General features: G+C 72.7%; 19 protein-coding genes. 13 read left to right on the top strand and 6 right to left on the bottom strand.

Annotated elements, in window-relative coordinates; all coding sequences use genetic code 11:
- The first annotated feature begins 52 nt into the window (after positions 1–52).
- The 7 genes from FGW37_RS24205 (at position 53) to FGW37_RS24235 (ending at position 11,003) form a co-directional block, all read left to right on the top strand.
- Positions 53–1,465: a DUF4192 domain-containing protein gene (locus FGW37_RS24205; RefSeq protein ID WP_179082965.1), complete on the top strand. Its 1,413-nt coding sequence runs from the start codon at positions 53–55 to the stop codon at positions 1,463–1,465.
- Positions 1,466–1,695: 230 nt separating this feature from the next.
- A complete protein-coding gene (locus tag FGW37_RS24210; RefSeq protein ID WP_179082966.1) occupies positions 1,696–3,633 on the top strand; it encodes a glycogen debranching N-terminal domain-containing protein in 1,938 nt (645 codons plus the stop codon).
- 89 nt (positions 3,634–3,722) lie between these two features.
- Positions 3,723–4,484, top strand: a complete 762-nt coding sequence (locus tag FGW37_RS24215) for an NUDIX hydrolase (protein WP_179082967.1) — start codon at positions 3,723–3,725, stop codon at positions 4,482–4,484.
- A 217-nt stretch (positions 4,485–4,701) separates the two neighbouring features.
- Complete coding sequence (locus FGW37_RS24220; protein WP_179082968.1) at positions 4,702–6,621, top strand: ABC transporter ATP-binding protein; 1,920 nt, start codon at positions 4,702–4,704, stop codon at positions 6,619–6,621.
- Between the two features lie 158 nt (positions 6,622–6,779).
- A complete protein-coding gene (locus FGW37_RS24225; RefSeq protein ID WP_079110903.1) occupies positions 6,780–7,718 on the top strand; it encodes a FadR/GntR family transcriptional regulator in 939 nt (312 codons plus the stop codon).
- Between the two features lie 433 nt (positions 7,719–8,151).
- Positions 8,152–9,702, top strand: a complete 1,551-nt coding sequence (locus FGW37_RS24230) for an RNA polymerase sigma factor (protein ID WP_281394903.1) — start codon at positions 8,152–8,154, stop codon at positions 9,700–9,702.
- A 179-nt stretch (positions 9,703–9,881) separates the two neighbouring features.
- Entirely contained in the window at positions 9,882–11,003 is a 1,122-nt protein-coding gene (locus FGW37_RS24235) for a S1 family peptidase (protein WP_179082970.1), read from the top strand.
- Here FGW37_RS24235 and FGW37_RS24240 read toward each other — a convergent pair.
- On the bottom strand, positions 10,963–11,193 hold the full coding sequence (locus FGW37_RS24240) for a DUF7455 domain-containing protein (RefSeq protein WP_030368645.1): 231 nt from the start codon (positions 11,191–11,193) through the stop codon (positions 10,963–10,965). The genes FGW37_RS24235 and FGW37_RS24240 overlap by 41 nt on opposite strands.
- A 442-nt stretch (positions 11,194–11,635) precedes the next feature.
- Between FGW37_RS24240 and FGW37_RS24245 the strand changes: the two genes are divergently transcribed.
- On the top strand, positions 11,636–13,756 hold the full coding sequence (locus FGW37_RS24245) for a DNA gyrase/topoisomerase IV subunit B (protein ID WP_179082971.1): 2,121 nt from the start codon (positions 11,636–11,638) through the stop codon (positions 13,754–13,756).
- A gap of 68 nt (positions 13,757–13,824) precedes the next feature.
- Here FGW37_RS24245 and FGW37_RS24250 read toward each other — a convergent pair whose 3' ends face one another.
- Positions 13,825–14,502, bottom strand: a complete 678-nt coding sequence (locus FGW37_RS24250; protein ID WP_179082972.1) for a response regulator — start codon at positions 14,500–14,502, stop codon at positions 13,825–13,827.
- Positions 14,503–14,505: 3 nt separating this feature from the next.
- Positions 14,506–16,176, bottom strand: coding sequence for a sensor histidine kinase (locus FGW37_RS24255; protein ID WP_179082973.1), 1,671 nt, complete (start codon positions 16,174–16,176; stop codon positions 14,506–14,508).
- 313 nt (positions 16,177–16,489) lie between these two features.
- Here FGW37_RS24255 and FGW37_RS24260 point away from each other — a divergent pair, with 313 nt between their 5' ends.
- The 3 genes from FGW37_RS24260 to FGW37_RS24270 all read left to right on the top strand — a co-directional run bounded on the left by FGW37_RS24260 (position 16,490) and on the right by FGW37_RS24270 (position 19,392).
- On the top strand, positions 16,490–17,332 hold the full coding sequence (locus tag FGW37_RS24260) for an ABC transporter ATP-binding protein (protein WP_179082974.1): 843 nt from the start codon (positions 16,490–16,492) through the stop codon (positions 17,330–17,332).
- A 79-nt stretch (positions 17,333–17,411) separates the two neighbouring features.
- Positions 17,412–18,254: an ABC transporter permease gene (locus FGW37_RS24265; RefSeq protein ID WP_179082975.1), complete on the top strand. Its 843-nt coding sequence runs from the start codon at positions 17,412–17,414 to the stop codon at positions 18,252–18,254.
- Between the two features lie 79 nt (positions 18,255–18,333).
- Positions 18,334–19,392 (top strand): ABC transporter substrate-binding protein, encoded by a 1,059-nt coding sequence (locus tag FGW37_RS24270; protein WP_179082976.1) that lies wholly within the window; start codon positions 18,334–18,336, stop codon positions 19,390–19,392.
- Positions 19,393–19,425: 33 nt separating this feature from the next.
- Here FGW37_RS24270 and FGW37_RS24275 read toward each other — a convergent pair whose 3' ends face one another.
- Both FGW37_RS24275 and FGW37_RS24280 read right to left on the bottom strand, forming a co-directional pair.
- Entirely contained in the window at positions 19,426–20,328 is a 903-nt protein-coding gene (locus FGW37_RS24275) for a ferredoxin family protein (RefSeq protein ID WP_179082977.1), read from the bottom strand.
- A 61-nt stretch (positions 20,329–20,389) separates the two neighbouring features.
- On the bottom strand, positions 20,390–21,679 hold the full coding sequence (locus FGW37_RS24280) for a citrate synthase family protein (RefSeq protein WP_179082978.1): 1,290 nt from the start codon (positions 21,677–21,679) through the stop codon (positions 20,390–20,392).
- Positions 21,680–21,797: 118 nt separating this feature from the next.
- Between FGW37_RS24280 and FGW37_RS24285 the strand changes: the two genes are divergently transcribed.
- Complete coding sequence (locus FGW37_RS24285) at positions 21,798–22,946, top strand: citrate synthase/methylcitrate synthase (RefSeq protein WP_179082979.1); 1,149 nt, start codon at positions 21,798–21,800, stop codon at positions 22,944–22,946.
- A 17-nt stretch (positions 22,947–22,963) separates the two neighbouring features.
- Positions 22,964–24,061, top strand: a complete 1,098-nt coding sequence (locus tag FGW37_RS24290) for a CobW family GTP-binding protein (RefSeq protein WP_179082980.1) — start codon at positions 22,964–22,966, stop codon at positions 24,059–24,061.
- Between the two features lie 37 nt (positions 24,062–24,098).
- Here the strand turns inward: FGW37_RS24290 and FGW37_RS24295 are convergent, their stop codons facing one another.
- Positions 24,099–26,555: a DNA gyrase/topoisomerase IV subunit A gene (locus tag FGW37_RS24295; protein WP_179082981.1), complete on the bottom strand. Its 2,457-nt coding sequence runs from the start codon at positions 26,553–26,555 to the stop codon at positions 24,099–24,101.
- Positions 26,556–26,660 lie beyond the last annotated feature (105 nt).

The raw sequence follows: 26,660 nt of genomic DNA on the forward strand, positions 1-26,660 counted from the left end.
GAGTTATCCACAGGCCTGGCGGGCTGCGGCGGACCCGCGGGACTCTCGGGCCATGACGCAGCACGACGAATCAGCCCGCCCGTCCACGCCCTCCTCCCCCTCCGCCGCCGTGCCCGGCACGGCAGGGGAGCCCGGGCAGCAGGTCACCCTCCGCTCGCCGGCCGAGCTGGCCGACGCCCTCCCGTACCTGCTCGGCTTCCACCCGACCGACAGCATCGTCCTCGTCGCCCTCCACGGTGACCGGGGCCGCTTCGGCGGCCGGCTGAGGCTCGGCATCCCGCGCAGCGGCGAGGAATGGCCGGACGTCTGCGACCAGCTCGCCGAAACCCTCCTGACCGGCAGCAGCAAGCGCGGCAATCGCCCCGACGGCGTGGTCATCTTCCTCTGCCAGGATCCCGACACCGCCGCGGGCCGGACCCCGCGGCAGGTGATGGAGCGGCTGCGCCCGCTCGCCCAGAGCCTGCGCCGTGCCTGCGGCCGGCTCGACATGCCGGTGCACGAGGCCCTGTGCATCTCCGACGGCCGCTTCTGGTCGTACTGCTGCCCCGATCCCCGCTGCTGCCCACCTGACGGCACCCCCCTCTCCCTGCCGGGCACGTCGGTCATGGCCGCCGCGGCCACCTATGCGGGCATCGAGGTCCGCGGCACCCTCCGGGAGATGGAGGAGCGGTACGCACCTCTCACGGGTGACCGTGCCGAGGGGCAGCGCAAGGCGCTGGACGCCGCGGCCTTCGCGATGGTCCCGCGCATCCTCGGCGGCGAGGGCTGCGAGCCCGTACGGCAGGAGACCCTGACGCTCGCGCGGGCCTTGGCCGACCGGCTCCGGGAGGCACCGCCCCTCCCCGGCCGCCTCGCATCCGACGCCCGCGACGACTCCCTCCTGACCGACGAGGAGGCCGCCGCGGTCATCGTCGGCCTCCAGGACCGCGTCACGCGGGACCACGCCGCGGAGTGGATGGAGGGCCCGCAGGCCCCGGCCGTCCTGCGGCTGTGGCGCGCCCTCGCCCGCCGCTGCGTGCCCCCGTACGCGGAGTACGCGGCCGCGCCCGTCGCACTCGCCGGCTGGGTGGCCTGGGCCACCGACGACCAGCCCGAGGCGAGGGTCGCGCTGAGCCGGGCCCTCGGCGCCGACCCCGAGTACGTCTTCGCCCAGCTGCTCTACCGCGCGTGCAACGAAGGGCTGGACCCCGAGCCGCTGCGCCAGTGCCTGCGCCATGAGAAAGCAGATCGCGCCCTGCAGGACGCGGTCCGGGCCGAGGTGGAGCGCATCGAGGCGGCGGCCGCGGCGACGGCGGCCGGAGCGGAGGGCACCGGCGCCACGAGGGCCGTCCGGCGCCGGACGAGGCCGGGCGGGCCCGGAGGCAGCACCGGCCCCGCAGGTCCGGGCGGCCCGGCGGGCAGGCCCCGCGCACGGCGCAGGAGCACGCGCAAGAGGGACCACAGCCACGAGGACCGGTCCCAGTGAACCCGTGGCCCACACAGGCGGCCCCGCACACCGTGACTTCGGCAGGGCCGCCGCCGTTCATCCGGGTGGCCCGCAAACGTCGTCCGTCGTCCCGGTTCGTGACACCCACAGGGGAGCGCAGTCAAGTGCAAGGCATCGTCCCCCATGGTCAGCCGCCCCGGCCCCGTTCCGCCCCGCCGCAACGCCCCGCTCCGGGGCGTCCGCCGGCCCCGCAGCCCGTACACACGGCCATGATCTGCGTCGCACTGCCCGCCCTGGCGATTTCCGGGGAGCACGGGCAGATGACCGGGCAGGGGCTCGACGGGTTCTACCGGAGCGGGCGCCGGCTCCTGGCCCGCTGCCGGCTGAAGATCGCAGGTGCCGAGCCGCTGCCCGTCCAGGGACGCATGCTCGGCGCCGACCGGGCCCGTTTCGTCGGCGCCGTGCGGACCGCTGCCGACTCGGGCCCCGACCCCGCCGTCACGGTCGAGCGCCTGCGGACGGCGGAGGGCGTGGAGCGGATCGCTTTGCGCAGCACTGCGACCCGCCCCCTGCGGCTGCCCGTCGAGGTGTCGCTCGGCACCGACCTCGCGGAGCTGGGCGCGGTCGCGGCCGGTGCCCCCGGGCCCGAGGTCCCCGCCGGGGTGCACGCCTCCGGGCTTAGGTGGTCCACCGGCGAGGTGCAGGCGGCGGTCACCACCGACCCCCCTCCGGGGGACGCCCTGGCATCGGCGGGGATGCTCTGCTGGGAGATCGAGCTCCCGCCTGGCGGCACCCGCAGCATCGAGCTGCGCGTCCTGCCCGAGCAGCCCGGCAGGGTCCGCCAGCCCGAGGCGGTCGTCCCCCCGGGCCGTGCCTCCACGGTGCCCTGGGGCGATCCGCAGGCCGAGGGCGACGACCCCCGGGCAGGTGCACTGCTCGCCTCCGCTCTCGACGACCTCCGGGCCCTGCTCGTGCGCGACCCCGGCAGCCCCGGTGACGTCCATTTGGCGGCCGGCGTCCCCTGGCGCTGCGGCCTCGCACCTGCCGAGGCCCTCTGGGCGGCGCGGATGACGCTCCCCCTCGGGGTCCGGCTGGCCGCGGGCACGCTGCGCACCCTGGCCCGGACGCAGATCGCGGGGCCGGGCCCCGACAAGGGGCGGATCCCCGGGGCGCTGCGCCACGCCGGCGCCCACCTGCCGCCCGGCTGCACCGGCACCGAGGCCACGCTGCTGTTCCCCGCCGTCCTGGCCGAGGCCCGGCGGTGGGGGCTCCCCGAGCGGGAGGCGGAGGCGCTGCTGCCCACGGCCGAGCGCTGCCTCGAGTGGCTGCGGGCCGCGGCGGGGGACGAGGGTTACCTCGCGGATCCCCTGCCCGGAGGGCCGTACCGCTGCGAGACGCAGGCGCACGCCCACCGTGCGGCCGTGCTCGGGGCCGACCTCCTGGAGACCTACGGCCTTCCCGGGGCCGAGAGCTGGCGCAGCTGGGCGGCCGGGCTGCGCAGACGCTTCCGCGAGGACTTCTGGGTGGAGGACCCGGGCGGCGGGCGCCCCGCAGCCGCCCGCACGCCCGAGGGGCGCCGGATACCGCACCTGGGGAGCGCCGCCGCGCACCTCCTCGACACCGGCCTGCTCGGCGGGGGAATGCAGGCACCGGGCCTGCTCGACAAGGTGCAGACCGAGCAGCTCGCCCGGCTGCTCGGCGGACCGGCGCTCGACTCCGGCTGGGGCCTGCGCAGCCTCGGGGCGAAGGAACCCGGCCACAACCCCTTCGGCCACCGCAGCGGCGCCGTCCGGGTCCACGAGACGGCCGTGGCCGTGGCGGGCCTGGCCTCCGCCGGCTATGAGAAGGAGGCCGGCGCCCTGCTGCGCGGCACCTTGGACGCGGCGGCAGCCTTCGGCCACCGGCTGCCGGAGATGTACGCCGGGGAGCAGCGCACCGCCGGGAGCGCGCCGCTGCCGCACCCGGCCGCGTGCCGGCCCGCGGCCGTCGCCGCCGCGGGGGCGGTGCACCTGCTGACCGCGCTCGCCGGTCTGCGCCCCGACGCCCCGGCGGGGTGCGTGGCGGTGCGGCCGCTGCACACCGCGCCGCTCGGTGCGCTGAGGTTCACCGGGCTGCGCATCGCGGAGCAGCCGTTCGCGATGAGGATCAGCAGACTCGGCCTCGGCATGGTCGAGGAAGCCGCCGACGGCCTGCAGCTGGGGGTGTGAGCCGGTTGAATCCCGAGCTCGCGGAGGGGGCGCTCGCCGGCCCTGCTCAAGACCCTGTTTATCGTCAGGAAGACGACTATGATCGCGTCATGCCCTACGACCCGTCGGCCTTTCCGCCCTTCGCTGTCACCGTCGACCTGGTCGTGCTCACCGTGCGCCGCCACGCGCTGTGCGCGCTGGCCGTCCGCCGCGGCGAGCCGCCGTACCAGGGCCGCTGGGCGCTGCCGGGCGGTTTCGTGCGGGGGGACGAGGACCTGACGACCGCAGCCGCGCGGGAGCTGGCCGAGGAGACCGGGCTGAGCGCTCACGACCCGGCGGGCCCCTCGCCGGCCAACGCCGCCCATCTCGAACAGCTCGCCACCTACGGCGACCCGAAGCGGGACCCGCGCATGCGGGTGGTGAGCGTCGCGCACTTGGCGCTCGCGCCCGATCTGCCCGCCCCGCGCCCCGGAGGCGACGCGCACAGCGTGCGCTGGGCGCCGGTGGAGGACCTGCTGGACCAGGAGGTCGGCTACGGCCGCGACGGCGAGCAGGTGACCCCCCTCGCCTTCGACCACGCGCAGATCCTCGCCGACGGCGTCGAGCGCGCCCGCTCGAAGATCGAGTACTCCTCGCTGGCCACGGCCTTCTGCCCCCAGGAGTTCACCGTCGGCGAGCTGCGCCGGGTCTACGAGGCGGTGTGGGGCGTCGCTCTGGACCCGCGCAACTTCCACCGGAAGGTGACCGGCACGCCCGGCTTCCTGGTCCCCACCGGCGGCACGACGACACGCCAGGGCGGCCGTCCCGCCCAGCTCTTCCGGGCCGGCGGGGCCACGCTCCTCAACCCGCCCATGCTGCGCCCCGAGGCCTAGTCCCGCCGGGGAACGCGCGCGTCCCGGGCGCCCCGTGGTTCTGGCATGCCCGGGGGTGGGACACGCCTCACAACTGCCTACATTGCGTAGCAAATAGGACATAGCGGGTTACGGTGCTGCCGTACCTCCCCGCAGTTCCTCCGCGCCCTCGGCCGCCTCGGTCACCGAGCGGGCCGAGGGGTGCCGCCGAGCCGTCTCACGCCCCGCGAGAGAAGCCATGATCCAGGCCATCGGACTCACCAGCGCCCCCCAGCGCAACCGGTTCCCCGCCGTCGACGACCTCACCTTCGAGGCCCGCCCCGGCCGGGTCACCGTCCTGCTCGGTGACCCGGGGGCGGGCAAGACCAGTGCCCTGCGCCTCCTCCTCCGCCTCGACCCCGGCCGCGGCGTCGCGCTCTTCCGCGGCCGCCCCCTCGACCGGGTCCCCCACCCCACCCGCGAGATCGGCGTCGTCCTCGGGGACGTCCCCGGTCACCCGGCCCGCAGCGCCCGTGGGCACCTGCGCATGCTCAGCGCCGCGGCCGGCGTCCCCGCCGAGCGCGCCGACGACGTCCTCGAGGTCGTCGGCCTGACGGGCCTCGCCGGCCAGCACCTCGGCGACTTCTCCCTGGGCATGGACCGGCGCCTCGGCATCGCCGCCGCCCTCCTCGGCGATCCGCACACCCTCGTCCTGGACGAGCCCGCGCACGAGCTCTCGCCCCGCGAGACCGCCTGGCTGCACGGAATGCTGCGCGCCTACGCGGACCACGGCGGCGCCGTCCTCGTCACCTCGCAGGACCCCAAGGAGGCGGCCCGCATCGCCGACCGGGTCGTCACCATCGACGACGGCCGCCTCGTCGCCGACCAGGAGGCGGCCGAGTTCTCCCGTACCCGGCTGCGGCCGCGTGTCGCCGTCCGGTCGCCCCTGGCCGCCCGCCTCGCCCACGCACTCACCGCCGAGGCCGACCAGGCGGAGGCCGCCGAGGGCCGGCAGGCCGTGGAGGTCGTGCAGGAGGGCGGCAGCCGGCTGTCGGTCTACGGCAGCACCTGCGCAGCCGTGGGCGAAACGGCCTACCGGCACGGAATCCTCGTCCACCGGCTGACCGAGGAGATCGGCGACAGCGGCCCCATGCCCCCGCTGCTGCGGGCCGACGGCCGCCGGGCCGACACCGCTGCGGCGCCGCCCAGCACGACGCACCCGGAGGCTGTCGCAGACGCCCCCGCAGACCCCTGTGCGGACACACAGGGCAGCGCCGCGCCCGCCGGGGAAGCGGAGCCCTCCGGCCACCCCGGCCCCGCCGTGCGGTCCGCACACGCGGGCACACCCGGCACCGCCGTCCCGCCCGAGCTCGCCGTAGAGCTCCCCCGTGTCCACCCCCGCCTCCCGGCCCCCGACCCCGCCTGGCCGCTGCGCTACGAGCTGCGCCGTGCCACCGGCGTGCGGACCGGCTGGATCGTGGCGGCCGCCTCGCTCGCGGCCTCCCTGCTCGTGTCCGTCCTCCTCGCCCGGGCGGGATCCGCCCCGGCGCCCCGCGTGCTCACCGGCTGGCCCGCCCTGCTGCCGTTGCCGCCGGCCGTCTTCGGGGCGGGCCTCATCGGGGCGATGGCCTTCGGCCAGGAGTTCCGCTATCCGGCCCTCGCCCCGGACCAGGGCACCGTCCCGCGCCGGCTCGGCCTGCTGGCCGCCAAGCTCGCCGTCACCGCCGTGGCGGCCGTCCTCCTCGCCCTGGCCTCCCTCTTCCTCGATGCCTGCGTCCTCGGGCTGCTCTTCGGCGACGAGGTCGTCTCCCTCCCGCGCGACTGGGCCGTCCTGCTCGCCGGCTGGGCCGCGCTCACCCTGGGCTGCGCGTGGGCGGGCCTGCTGGCCGCGGGGCTCTTCCGGTCGGCGGCGCTCGGGCTGGTCGCGGTGCTCGCCGTGCCGACGCTCGTGGTGCCGGTCCTGGGCAGCGTGCTCGCCGAGCCCGCGGCCCGTTCGCTCGTGGGGCTCCCGGAGCGGCTGCGCGCGGCCGCGGTCGTGCAGTGGCCCTCGGGCATGGACCGGGGCGTCTCGACCGCCCTGCGGCTGGTGTCGCAACCGGTCGGCTGGGCGCTCGCTTTGTCACTCACGGCACTCCTCGGCGCCTATGTCCTCGCGGTGTTCCGCGGCAGGCCTCGGTGAGGGCCGCCGCCGCGGGGCTCCGGACCCCCGACGCCCCTTCCCACGTGCGGAGTTGGCAGGCCGCCACCATCACGCTCCGCATACGAGCCATCTCGGAGAGTGCCCGATTCTGTCCGTTTGGCCGTCAATTGTGAGGTAATGGGCGATCACCCTTTCGTGTGCTTTTCACCAAAGACCTCAAGGGACTTCGAGGTGTCGCCGACAAAGGAGGCGTGAGTACCCTTGCGCACACCATGATGACCGCGGCTCGCCCCGCCGACTCCGGCCTCGCAGGCCCGGGCGAGCTTGACCGTTACTCCTACGCGGAGGCCTCCGGGCACGACCGCGGGGCCCCGCCGGCCTGGGACGGCGAGGCCGAGCTCAGCCGCGCCGGCCGCCGGGCCGCAGGCAGCCGGGGCCGGGGCCTGCACGGCCAGCTCGTGCAGCAGCTCGGCCAGATGATCGTCTCCGGGGACCTGGGCGCCGACCGCCCGCTCGTCCCCGAGGAGATCGGGCAGCGCTTCGAGGTCTCCAGGACCGTCGTCCGCGAATCCCTGCGCGTCCTCGAGGCCAAGGGCCTCGTCAGCGCGCGCCCCAACGTGGGCACCCGCGTCCGCCCCGTCAGCGACTGGAACCTCCTCGACCCCGACATCATCGAGTGGCGGGCCTTCGGCCCCCAGCGGGAGGACCAGCGCCGCGAGCTGTGCGAGCTGCGCTGGACCATCGAGCCCCTCGCCGCCCGCCTCGCCGCCGGCCACGGCCGCGAGGACGTCCAGCAGCGCCTGGCCGACATGGCCGAGATCATGGGCCACGCGCTGGCCCAGGGTGACTCCCTCACCTTCACGCGCGCCGACGCCGAGTTCCACTCCCTGCTCCTGCAGGTCGCCGGCAACCGCATGCTCGAGCACCTCGCGGGCATCGTCTCCTCCGCCCTGCACGTCTCGGGCGCGCCCTCCGGCGGCTGCGACCGCCCCACCGAGGCCGGCGTCGGGCACCACCTCCGCATCGTCGACGCCGTCGGCGCGGGCGACGGGGCCGGGGCCGAGGCCGCGATGAGGCAGCTGCTCATCGCCCACCCGGACGTCGAGCGCGTGGTGCCCGCGCCGCGCGAGCACTGACCGCGGAGAGGAGCGGGGCGGTACGGGTGGGTTCGTACGGAAGGGCCGCACGCGCCGGGCCGGGACAGGGCTCACGCGTGCGGCCGGATGCACGACCGCACCCGTGAGCCGTCCGGTGGCGCCGGCGCCCCTCCCGGAACTCGGACCGGGACGCCAGGAAGTGGAGTGTTCTGTCCAGTTGAGCGGGCATTCACTCCGTTTTGGGGTGTGACTCGGGCCACGAGGATTGGGCGTAACGCTCCTTGAGGCAGTGCGATGACTAAAGAGGTGGTGGACGCGGAGGGAATACGGGCCTCGTCCGGGGCGCTGTGTCCGTCTGCATCTCATCACCCGCGCGCCGTCGGTTCATCCATGCCGGCGGTCGTCGGAACCGGTTCCCCGTTCAGGGCGGGCCGGGGCCGGAAGCCGTTTCCATCGTTCCGAGAGGTTGTTCGTGTCGGCCAGCACATCCCGTACGCTCCCGCCGGAGATCGCCGAATCCGAGTCTCTGATGGCGCTCATCGAGCAGGGAAAGGCCGAGGGGCAGATCGCCGGCGACGACGTGCGTCGGGCCTTCGAGGCTGACCAGATTCCGCCAACCCAGTGGAAGAATGTTCTGCGCAGCCTCAACCAGGTCCTCGACGAGGAGGGTGTGACGCTGATGGTCAGTGCCGCCGAGGCGCCCAAGCGCACCCGCAAGAGCGTCGCAGCGAAGAGCCCGGCGAAGCGCACCGCCACCAAGGCCGTCGCCTCCAAGACGGTCACGGCCAGGCAGGCCGCGTCCTCGGCGTCCGCCACGTCCGCCTCGGCGGCGTACGGCGACGACGAGAGCGCGGAGGCGCCCGCCAAGAAGGCTGCCACCAAGAAGGCGGCAGCGAAGAAGACGGTGGCGAAGAAGACCGCCGTCAAGAAGACGGCGGCCAAGAAGACCGCCGCGAAGAAGGATGCCGACGAGCTCCTCGACGAGGACCTCGTCGAGGAGACCCCGGCCCCGGGCAAGGGCGAGGAGGAGGACGAGACCGGCGAGAACAAGGGCTTCGTCCTCTCCGACGACGACGAGGACGACGCTCCCGCGCAGCAGGTCGCCGTCGCCGGCGCCACCGCCGACCCGGTCAAGGACTACCTGAAGCAGATCGGCAAGGTCCCCCTCCTCAACGCCGAGCAGGAGGTGGAGCTCGCCAAGCGCATCGAGGCGGGCCTGTTCGCCGAGGACAAGCTGGCGAACTCCGACAAGCTCGCCCCCAAGCTCAAGCGCGAGCTGGAGATCATCGCCGAGGACGGGCGCCGCGCCAAGAACCACCTCCTGGAGGCCAACCTCCGCCTGGTGGTCTCCCTGGCCAAGCGCTACACCGGCCGCGGCATGCTCTTCCTGGACCTGATCCAGGAGGGCAACCTCGGTCTGATCCGCGCGGTCGAGAAGTTCGACTACACCAAGGGCTACAAGTTCTCCACGTATGCGACCTGGTGGATCCGCCAGGCCATCACGCGCGCGATGGCCGACCAGGCCCGCACCATCCGTATCCCGGTGCACATGGTCGAGGTCATCAACAAGCTCGCGCGCGTCCAGCGCCAGATGCTCCAGGACCTGGGCCGCGAGCCCACCCCGGAGGAGCTGGCCAAGGAGCTCGACATGACCCCCGAGAAGGTCATCGAGGTCCAGAAGTACGGCCGTGAGCCGATCTCCCTCCACACCCCCCTGGGTGAGGACGGCGACAGCGAGTTCGGTGACCTCATCGAGGACTCCGAGGCGGTCGTGCCGGCCGATGCCGTGAGCTTCACCCTGCTCCAGGAGCAGCTGCACTCCGTCCTGGACACGCTCAGCGAGCGCGAGGCGGGCGTGGTCTCCATGCGCTTCGGCCTCACCGACGGCCAGCCGAAGACCCTCGACGAGATCGGCAAGGTCTACGGGGTGACGCGTGAGCGCATCCGTCAGATCGAGTCGAAGACGATGTCCAAGCTGCGCCACCCGTCCCGTTCCCAGGTCCTGCGCGACTACCTGGACTAGGACCGGACGGACGACGACCCCGCAGGGCCCGGCACCTCTCTCCGAGGAGCCGGGCCCTGCGGGCTGTACGGGTGACAGTGCCGTCGATCCGGAGGCATGCCGTCCAGGTTCCGGATGCGCCGATCGCCGTGCGGGTTGACTCTGGGTGTGCAAGGAACCCCGCAGAGTCAGGAGATCGTATGCGTTCGCTGAGCTGTCTGCTGGCCGGATCGATCGCCCTGGTCTTCGCGGTCCCGGCCCCGGCGGTGGCGGACCGTGCGGTCGTCGGAGGGCAGGCCGTGAGGGGCTCGGAGGCGCCCTGGGTGGTGGCTCTGGGCAGCCGGCAGCGGTTCGGGGCCGCCAGGGCCGGGCAGTTCTGCGGCGGGGTCCTCGTGGGCCGCAGGACGGTCGTCACGGCGGCGCACTGCCTGAGCCGCGAGGTGCTCGGCGTCGACGTGAGCGAGGCGAGGGACCTGCGGGTCATCGTGGGCCGTGATGACCTGCGGGGTGCCGTCGGAGCCGAGGTGGAGCCGCGGGAGACCTGGGTCAACCCGGGGTTCGACCCGGGAACCAATGCGGGGGACCTGGCCGTGCTCAGCCTGCGCAACCCGGTGCCGGAGAGCTATGTGATCCCGGTGGCGCAGCAGGGCGACGCCGCCTACCGGGTGGGCACCAGAGCCACGGTCTACGGCTGGGGCGACGTGATCGGCAACGGCACCTACTCGGAGATCCTGCGCGGGGCGAAGGTGCAGGTCCTGCAGGATGCGGTCTGCGAGCGGGCGTACCCGGGGAGTGCGGACGGCGTCTTCCGCCGGGCCTCCATGTTGTGCGCCGGGATGCCGCTCGGCGGGCGGGACGCCTGCCAGGGGGACAGCGGCGGCCCGCTTGTGGCGCAGGGCAAGCTCGTGGGCCTGGTCTCCTGGGGGGCGGGCTGCGGGCAGCCGCAGTATCCGGGGGTGTACACGCGGATGTCGGCCTATACGGCGCTGGTGGCGGCGCACGGCGGCGAGGGCGTCCTGCCGGCCCAGCCGGCCCAGCAGGCGGCGCAGGGCCGGCCTCCGGCCGCCCAGCCGGCTGCTCCCGCCGTTCAGCAAGGGGCCGCAGCGGCGACAGCACCGCAGCCGCAGAAACACCAGCAGCACCACGCCGCGAAGGTGCGCAAGAGCGTACGAGAGCGGGCGGCTTCCCCCGGTGTGGGGGCAGCCGCCCGCGGCTGTCCGGCTGTGAAGGGCCGGACCTCGCTCGTCGTCGGATGCGATGTGTCAGCGTTCCGCTACGGACTCAGCGGTCCTCGTCGGGCGCAGACGCCGGGGGGGCGGTGAGCCGCTCCGTCTCGTCCTGTATTTCCGCGGCGATCTTCTTGAGTTCTGGCTCGAACTTGCGCCCGTGGTGGGCGCAGAAGAGCAGTTCACCGCCGCTCATGAGAACGACGCGCAGGTAGGCCTGAGCGCCGCACCGGTCGCAGCGGTCAGCGGCCGTCAGCGGGCTCGCGGGGGTCAGAACAGTAGTCACGTCGCCTCTTCTCTAGCTCGACGAGCTGTCGTACCAGGGTCAACATCCAACCAGGCCGAAAACGTTCCCGCTCGCGGCTTTTCCTCGAAAGTTCCTTCCGAGTCGCTTCCGAGTCGGCCAGATCTTGACGGTTGGCGGCGAATGAGCCGTATTGCGTAGGCCTACGGTTTCACATCGCTGGGGGCTTTCGTCCTCCCGGCCGGCTTGCCGGTGTTCTTCAGGACGTGCCCGGAGCCTAAATGGTTCATGCCTCCAAGGGAACGTGATGTGCACGTCACTCCATCGTGTCATCGAACGTGTGATCGATCACTGGACTAGCATGGGCGTTCCCACGGGTGGCTGCACAAAGGCTCTACCAGGCATCGGTACCCTCTGAACGGCAACCGGGCCGCCGGCCCGCCCGACCGGGGCCGAAAAGAAATTCAGCGAGGAGCGAACCCGCGTGACCGCCGAAACGTCCGTGCCGTCCACTGCGCTGCTGACCGGGGCAGACCGGGACGGGTCCAACTACACCGCGCGGCACCTGCTCGTCCTCGAAGGCCTGGAAGCCGTCCGCAAGCGGCCCGGTATGTATATCGGCTCGACGGACAGCCGCGGCCTCATGCACTGTCTCTGGGAGATCATCGACAATTCCGTCGACGAGGCCCTGGGCGGCTACTGCGACCGCATCGAGGTGTTCCTCCACGACGACGGCTCCGTGGAGGTGCGCGACAACGGCCGCGGCATCCCCGTCGACGTCGAGCCCAAGACCGGGCTGTCGGGCGTCGAGGTCGTCATGACCAAGCTGCACGCGGGCGGCAAGTTCGGCGGCGGCTCCTACGCGGCGTCCGGCGGTCTCCACGGCGTCGGCGCCTCGGTGGTCAACGCGCTCTCCGCGCGCCTGGACGTCGAGGTCGACCGCAACAGCAGGACCCACTCGATCAGCTTCCGCCGCGGCGTCCCCGGCATCTTCACCGAATCCGGCGCGGAGGCCCCCTTCGACCCGGCCAACGGCCTGCTCAAGGGGAAGAAGATCCCCAAGGCGCGCACCGGCACCCGCGTCCGCTACTGGGCGGACCGGCAGATCTTCCTCAAGGACGCCAAGCTCTCGCTGGAGACCCTCTACGGGCGGGCCCGCCAGACCGCCTTCCTGGTGCCTGGCCTGACGATCGTCGTCCGCGACGAGCGCGGCATCGACGGCGAGCAGCCCACCGAGGAGGTCTTCCGCTACGACGGCGGCATCAGCGAGTTCTGCGAGTACCTGGCGCAGGACAAGGCCGTCTGCGACGTGCTGCGGCTGAGCGGGCAGGGCACCTTCAAGGAGACCGTGCCGGTCCTGGACGACCGCGGCCACATGACCCCCACCGAGGTCACCCGCGAGCTGGGCGTGGACATCGCCCTGCGCTGGGGCACGGGCTACGACAGCACGGTCAGGTCGTTCGTCAACATCATCGCCACCCCCAAGGGCGGCACCCACGTGACGGGCTTCGAGCGCTCGATCGCCAAGACCGTCAACGAGGTCCTGCGCTCGTCGAAGCTGCTGCGCGTCGCCGAGGACGACGTCGTCAAGGACGACGCCATGGAAGGGCTCACGGCGGTCGTGACCGTACGCCTGGCCGAGCCGCAGTTCGAGGGGCAGACCAAGGAGGTCCTGGGTACCTCGGCCGCCTCCCGGATCGTGGCGAACGTGGTCGCGAAGGAGCTCAAGGCGTTCCTGACCTCCACCAAGCGCGACGCCAAGCAGCAGGCCCGGGCGGTCCTGGAGAAGGTCGTCGCCGCGGCCCGCACCCGTATCGCGGCGCGCCAGCACAAGGAGGCCCAGCGGCGGAAGACCGCGCTGGAGTCCTCTTCGCTGCCGGCCAAGCTCGCCGACTGCCGCAGCGACGACGTCGAGCGCAGCGAGCTGTTCATCGTCGAGGGCGACTCGGCGCTCGGCACGGCCAAGCTCGCGCGGAACTCCGAGTTCCAGGCGCTGCTGCCGATCCGCGGCAAGATCCTCAACGTCCAGAAGTCGTCGGTCTCGGACATGCTCAAGAACGCCGAGTGCGGCGCGATCATCCAGGTCATAGGAGCGGGGTCCGGCCGGACCTTCGACATCGACGCGGCCCGCTACGGCAAGGTCATCTTCCTCGCCGACGCCGATGTCGACGGCGCGCACATCCGCTGCCTGCTGCTCACCCTCTTCCAGCGCTACATGCGCCCGATGGTCGAGGAGGGGCGGGTCTTCTCCGCGGTGCCCCCGCTGCACCGCGTGGAGCTCACCCACCCCAAGAAGGGGCAGGACAAGTACATCTACACCTACTCGGACGCCGAGCTGCGCCAGACGCTGCTGGAGCTGGAGCGCAAGAACGTGCGCTACAAGGACGCCATCCAGCGCTACAAGGGTCTCGGTGAGATGGACGCCGACCAGCTCGCGGAGACCACGATGGATCCGCGCCACCGCACCCTGCGCCGGATCAACATCAGCGATCTGGAGGCGGCCGAGCGCGCCTTCGACCTGCTGATGGGCAACGAGGTGGCACCCCGCAAGGAGTTCATCACGAACTCCGCTGCCACCCTGGACCGCTCCCGCATCGACGCCTGACCGCGTTTGCTGCGTTTGCTGCGTTTCGGCGTTTCCGCTTCCGGGGCCCGGCCCGTCCGGGCCCCGGCTCAGCGGCCCGTCCACGCGTAGCGGTGCTCCGGGCGCCCCGTCTCGCCGTACTTGAGGGTCAGGCTCAGCCGCCCGGACTCCTCCAGCCGCTTCAGATAGCGCTGCGCCGTCGAGCGGCTCAGTCCCGACCGCGCCGCGACCTCGTGCGCCGACAGCGGGGACGCGGCATCGGAGAGGACCCGGCGTATCAGTTCGGCCGTGGGCGCCGAGTGGCCCTTGGGCAGCGGCGTGCTGGTGGCCGCCGTGCGCAGGGTGCCGAAGATGCGGTCGACCTGGTCCTGCCCGGCCTCCTGTGCGTCGTCGAGGGTCCGGCGCAGCTGTGCGTACGCCTCCAGCTTCACCCGCAGCCCGGGAAAGGTGAACGGCTTGACCAGGTACTGCAGGGCCCCGTAGCGCATGGCGGCCTGCACGGTCGCGACGTCGCGCGACGCCGTCACCATGATCACGTCGGTGAGGTCGCCGAGTTGCCGCAGCCGGCGGACCAGCCCCAGGCCGGTCTCGTCCGGGAGGAAGTGGTCCAGCAGCACCAGGTCGATGCCGCCCTTCTCCAGCACGGCCATGGCCTGTGCCGCGTTGTGGGCCTTGGCGCCGACGCGGAATCCGGGAACCCGTGCCACGTACGCGGCGTTGATCTCGGCGACGCGGAAGTCGTCGTCCACGACCAGGACCTCGATCATCGTTCACCCCTTCGAGCGAGCTGAGTGGGCCGGGTGGGCGGCCGAGTGGGCAGGTAAGCGCAGCGCTTCGGGCAGTTCCACGGTGAACACGGCGCCGCCGCCGTCCCGTTCGCCGGCCCGCACCGAGCCGCCGTACCGCTCGGCCAGCCGCCGTACGAGCGAGAGGCCGAGGCCCCGGCGGCGGTGCGGGACGGTCTCCTTCGTGGACCAGCCGTCGGTGAAGACCAGTTCGCGGACCGCGGCCGGCACCCCGGGCCCGTTGTCCGCCACCCGGACGACGAGCGTCTCCCCGACGGCCCGCAGCTCCACCTCCACGAACGGCGCGTCGCGGGGCACGCCCTGCGCTCCCGTGGGGGCGGCCGCTGCGGCGCCCGCCGTGGCGTCCAAGGCGTTGTCCACGAGGTTGCCGAGCACGGTGACGAGATCGCGCGGGTCCACGACCCGGTCGGGAAGCCGGGTCGCCGGGCTCACCCGCAGGGCCACCCCGCGCTCCGCGGCGACCGCGCTCTTGCCCACCAGCAGGGCGCTCACCAGGGGGTCGCGGACCCGCTCGGTGACCTGCTCGGCCGTCGCCCGGTGGGCCCCGGTCACCTCCGCGACGAAGTCGGCGGCTTCCTCGTACATGCCCAGTTCCAGCAGGCCGACGATGGTGTGCAGGCGGTTGGCGTGCTCGTGGTCCTGGGCGCGCAGCGCGTCGGTCAGGCCGCGGGTGCCGTCGAGCTCGCGGCGGAGCTGTTCCAGCTCGGTGCGGTCGCGCAGCGTCGCCACGGTGCCGCCGGCGGCGGTGTCCCTGCGGTTGACGACCAGCACCCGGCCGTCCCGTACGGTCAGCAGGTCGGTGCCCGTCACGCGGCCCGCCAGCACGTCCGTGGTGCGGCCCGGCGGCAGGACGCGGTCGAGGGGGTGGCCGATGGCGTCCTGGCCGATGCCCAGCAGGCGCGCGGCCGCGTCGTTGAGCAGGCGGACGCGCCCGTGCCGGTCGAGGGCGACGACGCCCTCGCGGATGCCGTGCAGCATGGCCTCGCGCTCGCCCAGGAGGGCGGAGATCTCGGTGAGTTCGATGCCGTGGGTGCGCTTGCGCAGGCGGCGGGAGACGGCGAGCGCGGCGAGCGCCCCGACGCCGAGGGCCGCACCCGCGTACATGAGGATGCCCGGCACGGCGCGTAACAGCAGTGCGTGCACGTTGTCATAGGCGATGCCGACGGAGACGGCGCCCACGATGGCGCCCTCGCCGTCGCGCAGGGGCACTTTGCCGCGCGCGGAGCGGCCGAGGGTGCCGCGCCCGATGCCCGTCCACTCCTGCCCGCCCAGGGCCCGGCCGGGGTCGGTGCTGACGCGCTGCCCGATCCGCCCGGGGACGGTGTGGGAGTAGCGGATGCCGCGGGTGTCGACGACCACGACGTAACTCGCCCCGGTGGCCAGGCGGATGCGCTCGGCGTCGGTCTGCACCGGCCCGTCGGGTGAGGGCGGTCCGGCCAGCAGGCTGTGCGCGATGCCGGGCTGGGCGGCGGTGGCCTGGGCGATGGCCAGCGCGCGGCGCTCGGCCTGGTCGTCGAGCTGGGCTGCGAGAGGCGCGAGGAAGAGCCCGGCGGCGAGCCCGGCGACCCCGGTGATGATCAGCAGCTGGACCAGCAGGACCTCGGCGAAGACGCGGCGGGGCCAGCGGGGGCGCATGCGTGTGTCCCCCTCCCTCTCGTTCTGATGTCGTCCTCCGGCCGGGTGACCGGCCGGCCGCTTACCGGAGTGTCCAGCTCCGCTTCAGCGGCGTTCCGTTTGCGCACTGTGGACCGAACGTAGCCGGTCCTGCCCCTCGTTGCCGCTTCCGTGGCGCTTTCGTTGTTCTACCGCGAGCAAAACGAGCAGAACAGGGTTCGTGCGCTGAAGCCGCACAGCGCTCACAAGGCTGTCTGAGCGCCACGCGCCACATCTAGCCTCCACCACCGGCCACCCCCATGGCCGGAAACCTGCACAGGAGGAGGCGGCAACGATGATCAGCGGCACCCCGCCGGGCCACGCCCCGGCGATCGAGCTGCGCGGAGCGAGCAAGGTGTTCCGTACGCCCTCGGGCGCCTCGCATACGGCCGTACGGGATCTCGACCTGGCCGTGGGGCAAGGCGAGTTCGTGGCCGTCGTCGGCCCCACGGGCTGCGGGAAGTCCACCACGCTCACGCTGGTCAGCGGCCTGGAGGAGCCGACCGAGGGCGAGGTGCTGATCGGTGGCGCACCCGTGACCGGGATCCGGCCGGAAGTCGGCTTCGTCTTCCAGCAGGACGCCGTCTTCCCCTGGCGGACGGTGCTGTCCAACGTCATGGCGGGACCGCGCTTCCGCGGCGTGCCCAAGGCCGAGGCGCGGGAGCGGGCGCGCGAGTGGCTCGGCCGCGTGGGGCTCGCGGCCTTCACCGACCGCTATCCGCACCAGCTCTCCGGAGGCCAGCGCAAGCGCGTCGCACTCGCCCAGACCTTCGTGGGCGACCCGGAGATCCTGCTGATGGACGAGCCCTTCTCGGCGCTCGACGTACAGACCCGGGCCCTGATGTCGGACGAGCTCCTGGAGCTGTGGGGCGGCTCCCGCCCCGGCGGGCGGGCCGCTTCCGTCATCTTCGTCACCCACGACCTGGAGGAGGCGATCGCCCTCGCCGACAAGGTCGTCGTGATGACCGCCGGGCCGGCGACCGTCAAGGAGGTCTTCCCCGTCCGGCTGCCCCGGCCGCGCAAGGTCGAATCCGTGCGCCTGGAGGCGGAGTTCGTGGAGATCTACCGCGAGATCTGGTCGTCCCTCGGCGAAGAGGTCCGCATCACCCGTGAGAGGGGTGCCTCCCGTGTCGCTTGAGTCCGTCAATTCCGTTGATTCCGTCAACTCAGTTGATTCGGTTGATTCGAACGAGGCGCTTGCATCGGTCGAGTCCGTCATGGCCTCTGCTCCCCCGGCCGGCGGCCGCACCGCCGCCCGCGCGAAGGCCGTCCGCCGGCGCAGGCTGACCGTGTACGCGGCGCGGCTGCTGGTGCTCGCCGTCGTGCTGGGCGCATGGGAGTTGACGGCCCGCAACGGCATCATTGATCCGTTCAACTTCTCGATGCCGTCGAAGATCTGGGACCAGATCGTCCAGTGGACGCTTCACGGCACGCCGCAGGGCTCGCTTGCCGAGCAGATCTGGTACACGCTCTACGAGGCCCTCCTCGGCTGGGTGTTCGGCGTGGCCGGTGGCGTGGTGCTCGGGATCGCGCTCGGCCGGGTGCGCTTCCTGGCCGACGTCTTCAGCCCGTACATCAAGGTGCTCAACGCGCTGCCGAGGATCGCCCTCGTACCGGTCTTCCTGATCATGTTCGGGCTGGGGCCGGCGTCCAAGGTCGCTTCGGCAGTCGTCCTGGTCTTCTTCCCCGTGTTCTTCAACGCCTTCCAGGGCGCCCGCGAGGTCGACCGCAACCTGGTGGCCAACGCCCGCATCCTGGGCGCGAGCAACCGCCGGGTGACGCTGCAGGTCGTCATCCCCTCCGCGACCTCCTGGATCTTCACCAGCCTGCACGTCAGCTTCGGCTTCGCGCTCATCGGCGCGATCGTCGGCGAGTACCTCGGTGCGGCGAAGGGGATCGGGCTGCTGGTCTCCGCCTCGCAGAACACCTTCAACACGGCGGGCGTCTACGCCGCGATGGCCATCCTCGCCGTCGTCGCGCTGCTCGCGGAAGGGCTGCTGACCTTCGCCGAGAAGAAACTCTTCCGCTGGAAGCCGGGCGGCTCCGGCGCGGGGGAGTAACCGCACGGCGGCCCGCACATCCCCCACCTCCTGCACGTCCTGTTTGTCTCCTACGAACCTCCGACCGTAAGGAACAGCGATGCGTACGTTCAGCAAGTCCGCCGGAGCCCGTGCGGGCGCCGTCGCGGCGGTGATGTGCCTGACCCTGGCCGGGTGTGCCGACGAGTCCTCGACGAACAAGCGGAATTCAGCGCTCGAGGCGGCGAAGGGCGACATCGTCAAGATCATGGTGGGGGGCCTGGACAAGGTCATCTACATGCCGGCGGTCCTCACCCAGCGGCTCGGCTACTTCCAGGACGAGGGGCTGACCGTCGACCTGCTCAGCGAGCCCGCGGGCGTGCAGGCCACCACGTCCCTGGTCGCCGGCGACGTCCAGGGCGTCGTGGGCTTCTACGACCACACGCTCGACCTGCAGGTGAAGGGCAAGCAGGTGGAGTCCGTGGTGCAGCTCGCGCAGACGCCGGGGGAGGTGGAGATCGTCTCCAAGAAGTCCTTGGGCGAGCTGACCTCGCCCAAGGACTTCAAGGGCAAGAAGCTCGGCGTGACCGGGCTGGGCTCCTCCACCGACTTCCTGACGAAGTATCTGGCGGTAAAGAACGGAGTGAAGGTCAGCGACTTCACACCCGTGGCCGTCGGCGCCGGGCAGACCTTCATCTCCGCGCTCCAGCAGGGCGCCATCGACGGCGGGATGACGACCGACCCGACCGTCGCGCAGATCCTCGCCAAGGACGCGGGCAAGGTGCTCGTCGACATGCGGACGCCGGAGGGGTCCCGGGCGGCGCTCGGCGGCCTCTACCCGGCCTCCAGCCTCTACATGAACACCAGTTGGGTCAACAGTCACAAGGACGTCGTGCAGAAGCTCGCCAACGCCTTCGTGAAGACCCTCGGGTGGATGTCCGAGCACACGCCGGAGGAGATCGCGGCCAAGATGCCGGAGGACTACGCCAAGGGCGGCAAGGACCTCTACATCGAGGCGATCAAGAACACGCTGCCGATGTTCACCAAGGACGGGGTGATGCCCGAGGACGGGCCGAAGACCGTCCACCAGGTCCTGAAGTCCTTCAACCCGGCGATCAAGGGCGCCAAGGTGGACCTGGAGAAGACCTACACCACGGAGTTCGTGAAGAAGGCGGGGTGACCCCCGCCCGGATGAGCGCCCCGGGGGAGCGCCTCAGGAGAGCGGGATGACGGACCCGACGTCCATCCGTGCCGGTATGCCCGGTGCCCGTCCGCAGCTCTCCGGGCGCGGCGGCTCCGCGGCGCCCTGCTCGACGGCCACCCGCCAGGAGCGGCCGTCGGCGTGGGTGACGGTCACCGACCAGTGCGGCGCCGCGCCCGCGGTGTGCGTCACGTCGAGGGCGTCCGCGCCCTCCTCGCCGGTCAGTTCGCGCACCGCCAGCTCGGCGGCCTGGGCCGGGCGCTCCCACGCGGAGCGGCCCCGGCAGTCGCCGGTGACGATCCGGCGGTCGCGCACCGCCTCCAGCACCTCCTTGACGCCGTGGGCGGTGACGCGGCCGTAGGCGTAGCCGTACGGGAGGACGAAGAGCGTGGGCGAGAAGCGGTGGCCGCCGATGTGGGTGACCTCCCAGGCCTCCGCCCCGGAGGCGGCCAGCTCGGCGGCCAGGGGGCGGCCCAGCAGGGCGCAGCAGCGGTCGCGCTTGCCGTTGGTGCACACGAACACCAGCGGGTCGCCCTCGTAGGCCTCCCACAGGCCGCCGTGCTCGCCCGCGCCGAGTGCGGCGAGGTCGAGCCGGGTCAGCTCCGCGGGGTCGGCGACCGCGGTGGTGCGGATCCAGGAGCGGCCCGGGGCGGTGTGGGCGGCGAACACCCGGTGGGTGCCGGGCTGGTGGCAGTCGGCGTGCCGGCCGGGGCGGCGGATCAGTGCGATCCGGACGCCGGTGCCCTCGGCGGCCGCGTCCAGCGCCCGTCCGACGGCGGGGTCGAGGTGGCTCGCGGTCAGCGCGTCCGCACCCCAGGGCCCGGGCTGCTCGATGAGCAGCCACGTCCGCGCGGTGGCGGCGGTGCCGGCCAGCGGCTCGGACAGATGGCGGGAGGCGGTCGCGCACGTACTCACGAAGGTAAGCCTAACCTGAGTTGCCGACGATCGTACGGCGCACTGCGGAGGTGGCTGAAGCTCACGGCATGGGCTGGGGCGGCCTGGGGCCCGAGTAGGCGCCCGTGGGGCGCATCCGCAGCGGACGCTCCGTGTACTCCTCCAGTGCGTGCGCGATCCAGCCGGCGGTACGGGCGACCGCGAACACCGTCTCCCCGGCCTCGGGCGGCATCTCCGCGGAGACCGACAGCACGGCGAGGGCGAGGTCCACGTTGGCGTGCAGGGCCACGTGCCGGGCCGTCGTCGCCTCGACCTCGCGCGCCGCCTCCAGCGCGTCCGCGGACGCCGGTACGGATTCCAGCCGCGCGAACAGGGCGGTGGCGCGGGGGTCGGGGCCCGGGTAGAGCCGGTGGCCGAGGCCCGGCACGCGGCGCCCGCCGCGCAGGTGGTCGGCCACGACCGCCCCTGCGCTGCCCCGCTGCAGCACCTCCGTCAGCATCCGGTGCGCCAGGCCGCTCGCCGCGCCGTGCAGCGGACCCTCCATCACCCCGAGCCCGGCCGAGACCGCGGCGTAGGGGTGGGAGCGGGCGGAGGCGGCGACCCGTACGGCGAGCGTGGACGCGGCCAGGTCGTGGTCGATGAGCAGGACGAGTGCGGCTTCCAGAGCACGCAGTGACGCCTCGTCGGGCGCCTGCGCGGTCAGCCGGGACCACAGCCTGCGGGGGAGCGGGGTGCCGCCGGCGTCCTCCCGGGGCAGCCGCCCGGCGGCCGGCAGCGCGTCGACCAGCGTCGGGATCAGTCCGCGCGCCGTGCCCAGCACCGCCTCGGGCGACAGGTCGAAGCGCATCGGGTCGGCGGCGGCCGCCGCGATCGCCGCCACCCGCAGGCAGTCTGTGGGGCCACTGTGCGCGGGCATGGCGCTCACCGCACGGAGCGCTGCGATCAGGCCGTCCTCCGGGGCGGTGAACCGCGTGCCGGGCCGCAGCCGGCCGGTCCACAGCCACTCCGCGACCTCCTCGTAGCCGTACCGCTCGGCAAGCGCGGTGGCGTCCACGCCGCGGTAGAAGTACCGGTCCTTCTCGATGAGGGTGACGCCCGTGCGGATCGCCGTCTCGCCGCCGAACGCCGTCTCGCGCCGTCCGCGCCGCACGAGCGCGTCGACCTCGCGCGCGTCGAAGGTGCTGCCGCGCCCGCCGGGGCCGCGGCGGCTGGTGAGCTGGCCGCGGCTCACGTATGCGTAGACCGTCTCGGGCTTCACGCCGAGCCGCTCGGCGACCTCGCGGGTGGTCAGCCGCTCGCCGGGGACGCCGTCGCGCTCCACGTCGTCCGCCGGCTGCCGGCCCGTGCCGTCCTTCGTCCTGTGATCCGCCATGGAGGACACGCTATCCACCTCTGCATATTGATTGGAATCAACATTGACAACTATTGAGTCAAGCATGGACAGTCGGGTCAAGCTTTGATCGATCACTGACACGGATCAGGGAGCAGCAATGCCGATCACCGAAGTGCCGCGCGGTCTCGCCGGCGTCGTCGTCACCGACACCGCCCTCGGCGACGTCCGCGGCCGGGAGGGCTTCTACCACTACCGCCAGTACTCGGCCGTCGAACTCGCACAGACCCGGTCCTTCGAGGACGTCTGGCACCTGATGTTCCGCGGCTCCCTGCCGGACGCACAGCAGCGCGCCCGCTTCGCCGCCGAGACCGCGGCCCTGCGCCGGCTCCCGCAGGACGTGCGCGACGCCCTGCCGGGCATCGCCCGCGCCGGTGCCGCCTCCGGCCCGCTCGCCGGGCTGCGCACCGCGCTGTCCCTCCTCGGCGCCTCGGCCGGGCTCCGGCCGCTGTACGACACCGACGCCGCCGGGCGCGAGGCCGCCGCGCTCGCCGCCTGCGCCGCCGTCCCCACCCTGCTCACGGCCCTGCACCGGCTCGGCAACGGCCAGGAGCCCGTCGAGCCGCGCGACGACCTGCCGCACGCCGCCAACTACCTCTACATGCTCTCCGGAGCCGAGCCCGGCGCCCGGCAGGCCCGGGCCGTCGAGCGGTACCTCGTCTCCACCATTGATCACGGTTTCAACGCCTCGACGTTCACCGCCCGCGTCATCGCCTCCACCGGCGCGGACCTCGCCGCCTGCCTGTGCGGCGCGATCGGCGCCCTCTCCGGCCCGCTGCACGGCGGCGCCCCCAGCCGGGCGCTCGACACCCTCGACGCCATCGGCACCCCCGACCGCATCGACTCCTGGATCCGCGAACGCGTCCTCGCGGGCGAACGGATCATGGGCTTCGGGCACCCCGTCTACCGCACCGAGGACCCCCGCTCCCGGATGCTCCGCGAGATCGCCGAGGAGTTCGGCGGCGACCTCGTCGACTTCGCCGTCGAGGTCGAGGCCCGGGTGGAGGCGATCCTCGCCGAGCTCAAGCCCGGCCGGGAGCTCCACACCAACGTCGAGTTCTACGCGGGCGTCGTCATGGAGCTGTGCGGGCTGCCGCGCGAGATGTTCACCCCCACCTTCTGCGCGGCCCGCGTCGTCGGCTGGAGCGCCAATATCCTGGAGCAGGCGGACGACTCGAAGATCATCCGCCCGGCGGCCCGGTACGTGGGCCCGCCCCCGCCCCAGCCGGTCCCCGCCGTGCTCGACTGACGATGGAGGCGCCCTCCGTGGCCAAGCGACAGATCCCGGTCATCGTGCTCGCAGGTTTCCTGGGGTCGGGCAAGACCACGCTCCTCAACCACCTCCTGGGGAGAAGCGGGGGCACCCGCATCGGGGCGATCGTCAACGACTTCGGCAGCATCGAGATCGACGCCATGAGCGTCGCCGGGCAGGTCGACTCGATGGTCTCGCTCGGCAACGGATGCCTGTGCTGCGCCGTGGACACCAGCGACCTCGACGGCTTCCTCGACCGGCTCTCCCGCCCCGCGGCCCGCATCGACGTCATCGTCATCGAGGCCAGCGGCCTGGCCGAGCCGCAGGAGGTCATCCGGATGATCCTCGCCAGCGACAACAAGGACATCGTCTACGGAGGCCTCGTCGAGGTCGTCGACGCGGCGGAGTTCGCCGCCACCCGGGCCCGGCACCCGGAGCTCGACCGCCACGTGGCCATCGCCGACCTCGTCGTCCTCAACAAGGCGGACAGGGTCGGCGACGAGGCCCGCCGGGAGATCCTCGGCGTGCTGGAGGAGCTCGGCCCCGGCACGCCCGTCGTGCCCGCGTCGTACGGGCGCGTCGACCCGGAGCTGCTCTTCGACCGCAAGCCGCGCGAGGACGACCCGGCGAAGACGCGCCAGCTGTCCTTCGAGGACCTGTGCGCCGACGACGAGGCCGGCGACGAGCAGGACGGCCACGGCCATGACCACGCGCACGGCCACGACTGCCACGACGGCTGCGGCCACGGCGGGCACCTGCACGCCGCCTACGAGAGCGTCGAGTTCGTCTCCGAAGAGCCCGTGGACCCGCGGCGGCTGATGGAGTTCCTCGACAGCCGGCCGGAGGGGCTCTACCGGATCAAGGGCTTCGTGTACTTCGGCATAGCCGGGCACAAGCACAAGTTCGCCGTCCACGCCGTGGGCGACTTCCTGCGCTTCTACCGCTCCTCCTGGGCGCGGGCCGAGGAACGGCTCACCCAGCTCGTGCTGATCGGCAGGGGAGTCGACACGGAGGCCCTGCGGGCCGGACTGGACCGCTGCCGCGTCACCGCGGGGGAGCCGCCGGCGGAGGAGAACAGCATGTGGGGAGTCCTGCGGTACGCACAGGGCTGACGGGGGCGCCCGCGGCGCCCCCCGCCCTCCGTGCCGGTTACACCGGGCCCGCCAGCGCCTTCACCGGCTTCGCCAGGGGAGTGCCCGAGCCGTCCCGCCGCGGGTCGGCCTCCGGCAGCTCCACCGGGGCGCCCTTCGCATCCGCCGCCCGTGCCGGGGCGGCGCCCGCCCAGGCCATGACGAGGCAGTCCTCGCCCTTGAGGAAGCGCTGGCAGCGCACGCCGCCCGTCGCCCGCCCCTTGCGCGGGTACTGGTCGAAGGGGGTCAGCTTCGCCGTGCCCTCCGAGGCGCCCAGCAAGGTCCCCCGCGTCCCGGCCTGGGTGAACACCACCGCGTCGGCCGCCGGGTCGATGGCGGTGAAGGAGATCACCTTCGCGTCCGGGGAGAGCTTGACGCCCGCCATGCCGCCCGCGGGCCGGCCCTGCGGCCGCACCTGCGAGGCCGGATAGCGCAGCAGCTGTGCGTCATCGGTGATGAAGACGAGATCCTCCTCGCCCGTCTGCAGCTCGGCGGCGCCGACGATGCGGTCGCCGTCCTTGAGGGAGATGACCTCCAGCTCGTCCTTGTTGGCCGGATAGTCGGGGACCACGCGCTTGACGACGCCCTGCTCCGTGCCGATCGCGAGCCCCGGCGAGGACTCGTCCAGCGTGGTGAGACAGACGACCGTCTCGCCGTCCGCCAGGGAGAGGAACTCCGGCACCGGTGCGCCGCCCGCCAGGCTGGGCGCCGCCGCCGTCTCCGGCAGCTGCGGCAGGTCGATCACCCGCATCCGCAGCAGGCGCCCGGCCGACGTCACCGCGCCCACCTCGCCCAGGGCCGTCGCCGGCACCGCCGAGGCGATCACGTCGTGCTTGACGCGCTTGGCCTCGCCGGCCGCGGGCGGGAAGGGCTCACCGGTGGCCGTGCGGGCCAGCAGGCCGGTGGAGGACATCAGCACACGGCACGGGTCGTCGGCGACCTGCAGCGGGACCGCCGACGCCGGGGCGCCCGCCGACTGCAGCAGGACCGTACGGCGGTCGGTGCCGAACTTCTTCGCCACGTCGGCCAGTTCCCCGGAGACCAGCTTGCGCAGCTCCGCGTCGGACTCCAGGATCCGCGTCAGCTCCTCGATCTCCTGGGTGAGCTTGTCGCGCTCCGCCTCGAGCTCGATGCGGTCGAACTTCGTCAGGCGGCGCAGCGGAGTGTCGAGGATGTACTGCGTCTGCACCTCGGAGAGGGAGAAGTGCGCGATGAGGGCCTCCTTGGCCTGCGCCGCGTTCTCACTCGATCGAATGATCCTGATGACCTCGTCGATGTCGAGCAGGGCCACCAGCAGGCCCTCGACCAGGTGCAGCCGGTCGCGCCGCTTGCCGCGCCGGAACTCGCTGCGCCGCCGCACCACCTCGAAGCGGTGGTCGACGTAGACCTCCAGGAGCTCCTTGAGGCCCAGGGTCAGCGGCTGGCCGTCGACCAGGGCGACGTTGTTGATGCCGAAGGACTCCTCCATCGGCGTGAGCTTGTAGAGCTGCTCCAGGACGGCCTCGGGGTTGAAACCGTTCTTGATCTCGATGACCAGGCGCAGGCCGTGGGCGCGGTCGGTGAGGTCCTTGACGTCGGCGATGCCCTGGAGCTTCTTCGAGCCGACCAGGTCCTTGATCTTGGAGATGACCTTCTCGGGGCCGACGGTGAAGGGCAGCTCGGTGACGACCAGGCCCTTGCGGCGGGCCGTCACGGTCTCCACGGAGACGGTGGCGCGGATCTTGAACGTGCCGCGGCCCGTCTCGTAGGCGTCGCGCACGCCGCTGAGGCCGACGATCCGGCCGCCCGTGGGCAGGTCCGGGCCGGGGATGTACTTCATCAGCGTGTCGAGGTCGGCGCCCGGGTGCTTGATCAGGTGCCGGGCGGCCGCGACGACCTCGCCGAGGTTGTGCGGCGGCATGTTCGTCGCCATGCCGACCGCGATCCCGGACGCGCCGTTGACCAGCAGGTTCGGATAGGCGGCGGGCAGGGCCACGGGCTCCTGCTCACTGCCGTCGTAGTTCGGCGTGAAATCGACGGTGTCCTCGTCGATCGACTCCGTCATCAGGGACGTCGCCGACGCCATCCGGGCCTCGGTGTAACGCATGGCCGCGGGCGGGTCGTCATTGCCGAGGGAGCCGAAGTTGCCGTGGCCGTCGACCAGCGGCACGCGCATGGAGAACGGCTGCGCCATGCGCACCAGGGCGTCGTAGATGGAGGCGTCGCCGTGGGGGTGGAGCTTACCCATCACCTCGCCCACGACGCGGGCGCACTTCACGTAGCCGCGGTCGGGGCGCAGGCCCATCTCGTTCATCTGGTAGAGGATCCGGCGGTGGACCGGCTTGAGGCCGTCGCGCGCGTCGGGCAGGGCCCGGGAGTAGATGACGGAGTAGGCGTACTCGAGGAAGGAACCCTGCATCTCGTCGACGACGTCGATGTCGAGGATGCGCTCCTCGAAGTTCTCCGGCGGCGGGGTCTTCGTGCTGCGGCGGGCCATCGCGGCTGCGGCTCCTTCGATCGATTGCCGAGGCAGGGTGCTGACGCGGACCATTGTGGACCGCGCCACTGACAACACCGGACACGACCCGTCCGTAAGGGGGCA

The sequence above is a fragment of the Streptomyces rectiverticillatus genome (genome assembly GCF_013394065.1).
Taxonomy (GTDB): Bacteria; Actinomycetota; Actinomycetes; order Streptomycetales; family Streptomycetaceae; genus Streptomyces; species Streptomyces rectiverticillatus.

Bases quoted from the DNA above. Each gene is read 5' to 3' on its own strand.
- FGW37_RS24295 (WP_179082981.1), bottom strand. From the start codon at position 26,555: ATGGCCCGCCGCAGCACGAAGACCCCGCCGCCGGAGAACTTCGAGGAG.
- FGW37_RS24215 (WP_179082967.1), top strand. From the start codon at position 3,723: ATGCCCTACGACCCGTCGGCCTTTCCGCCCTTCGCTGTCACCGTCGAC.
- FGW37_RS24255 (WP_179082973.1), bottom strand. From the start codon at position 16,176: ATGCGCCCCCGCTGGCCCCGCCGCGTCTTCGCCGAGGTCCTGCTGGTC.
- FGW37_RS24210 (WP_179082966.1), top strand. From the start codon at position 1,696: ATGATCTGCGTCGCACTGCCCGCCCTGGCGATTTCCGGGGAGCACGGG.
- FGW37_RS24220 (WP_179082968.1), top strand. From the start codon at position 4,702: ATGATCCAGGCCATCGGACTCACCAGCGCCCCCCAGCGCAACCGGTTC.
- FGW37_RS24280 (WP_179082978.1), bottom strand. From the start codon at position 21,679: ATGGCGGATCACAGGACGAAGGACGGCACGGGCCGGCAGCCGGCGGAC.
- FGW37_RS24270 (WP_179082976.1), top strand. From the start codon at position 18,334: ATGCGTACGTTCAGCAAGTCCGCCGGAGCCCGTGCGGGCGCCGTCGCG.
- FGW37_RS24285 (WP_179082979.1), top strand. From the start codon at position 21,798: ATGCCGATCACCGAAGTGCCGCGCGGTCTCGCCGGCGTCGTCGTCACC.
- FGW37_RS24260 (WP_179082974.1), top strand. From the start codon at position 16,490: ATGATCAGCGGCACCCCGCCGGGCCACGCCCCGGCGATCGAGCTGCGC.
- FGW37_RS24265 (WP_179082975.1), top strand. From the start codon at position 17,412: ATGGCCTCTGCTCCCCCGGCCGGCGGCCGCACCGCCGCCCGCGCGAAG.
- FGW37_RS24250 (WP_179082972.1), bottom strand. From the start codon at position 14,502: ATGATCGAGGTCCTGGTCGTGGACGACGACTTCCGCGTCGCCGAGATC.
- FGW37_RS24205 (WP_179082965.1), top strand. From the start codon at position 53: ATGACGCAGCACGACGAATCAGCCCGCCCGTCCACGCCCTCCTCCCCC.
- FGW37_RS24235 (WP_179082970.1), top strand. From the start codon at position 9,882: ATGCGTTCGCTGAGCTGTCTGCTGGCCGGATCGATCGCCCTGGTCTTC.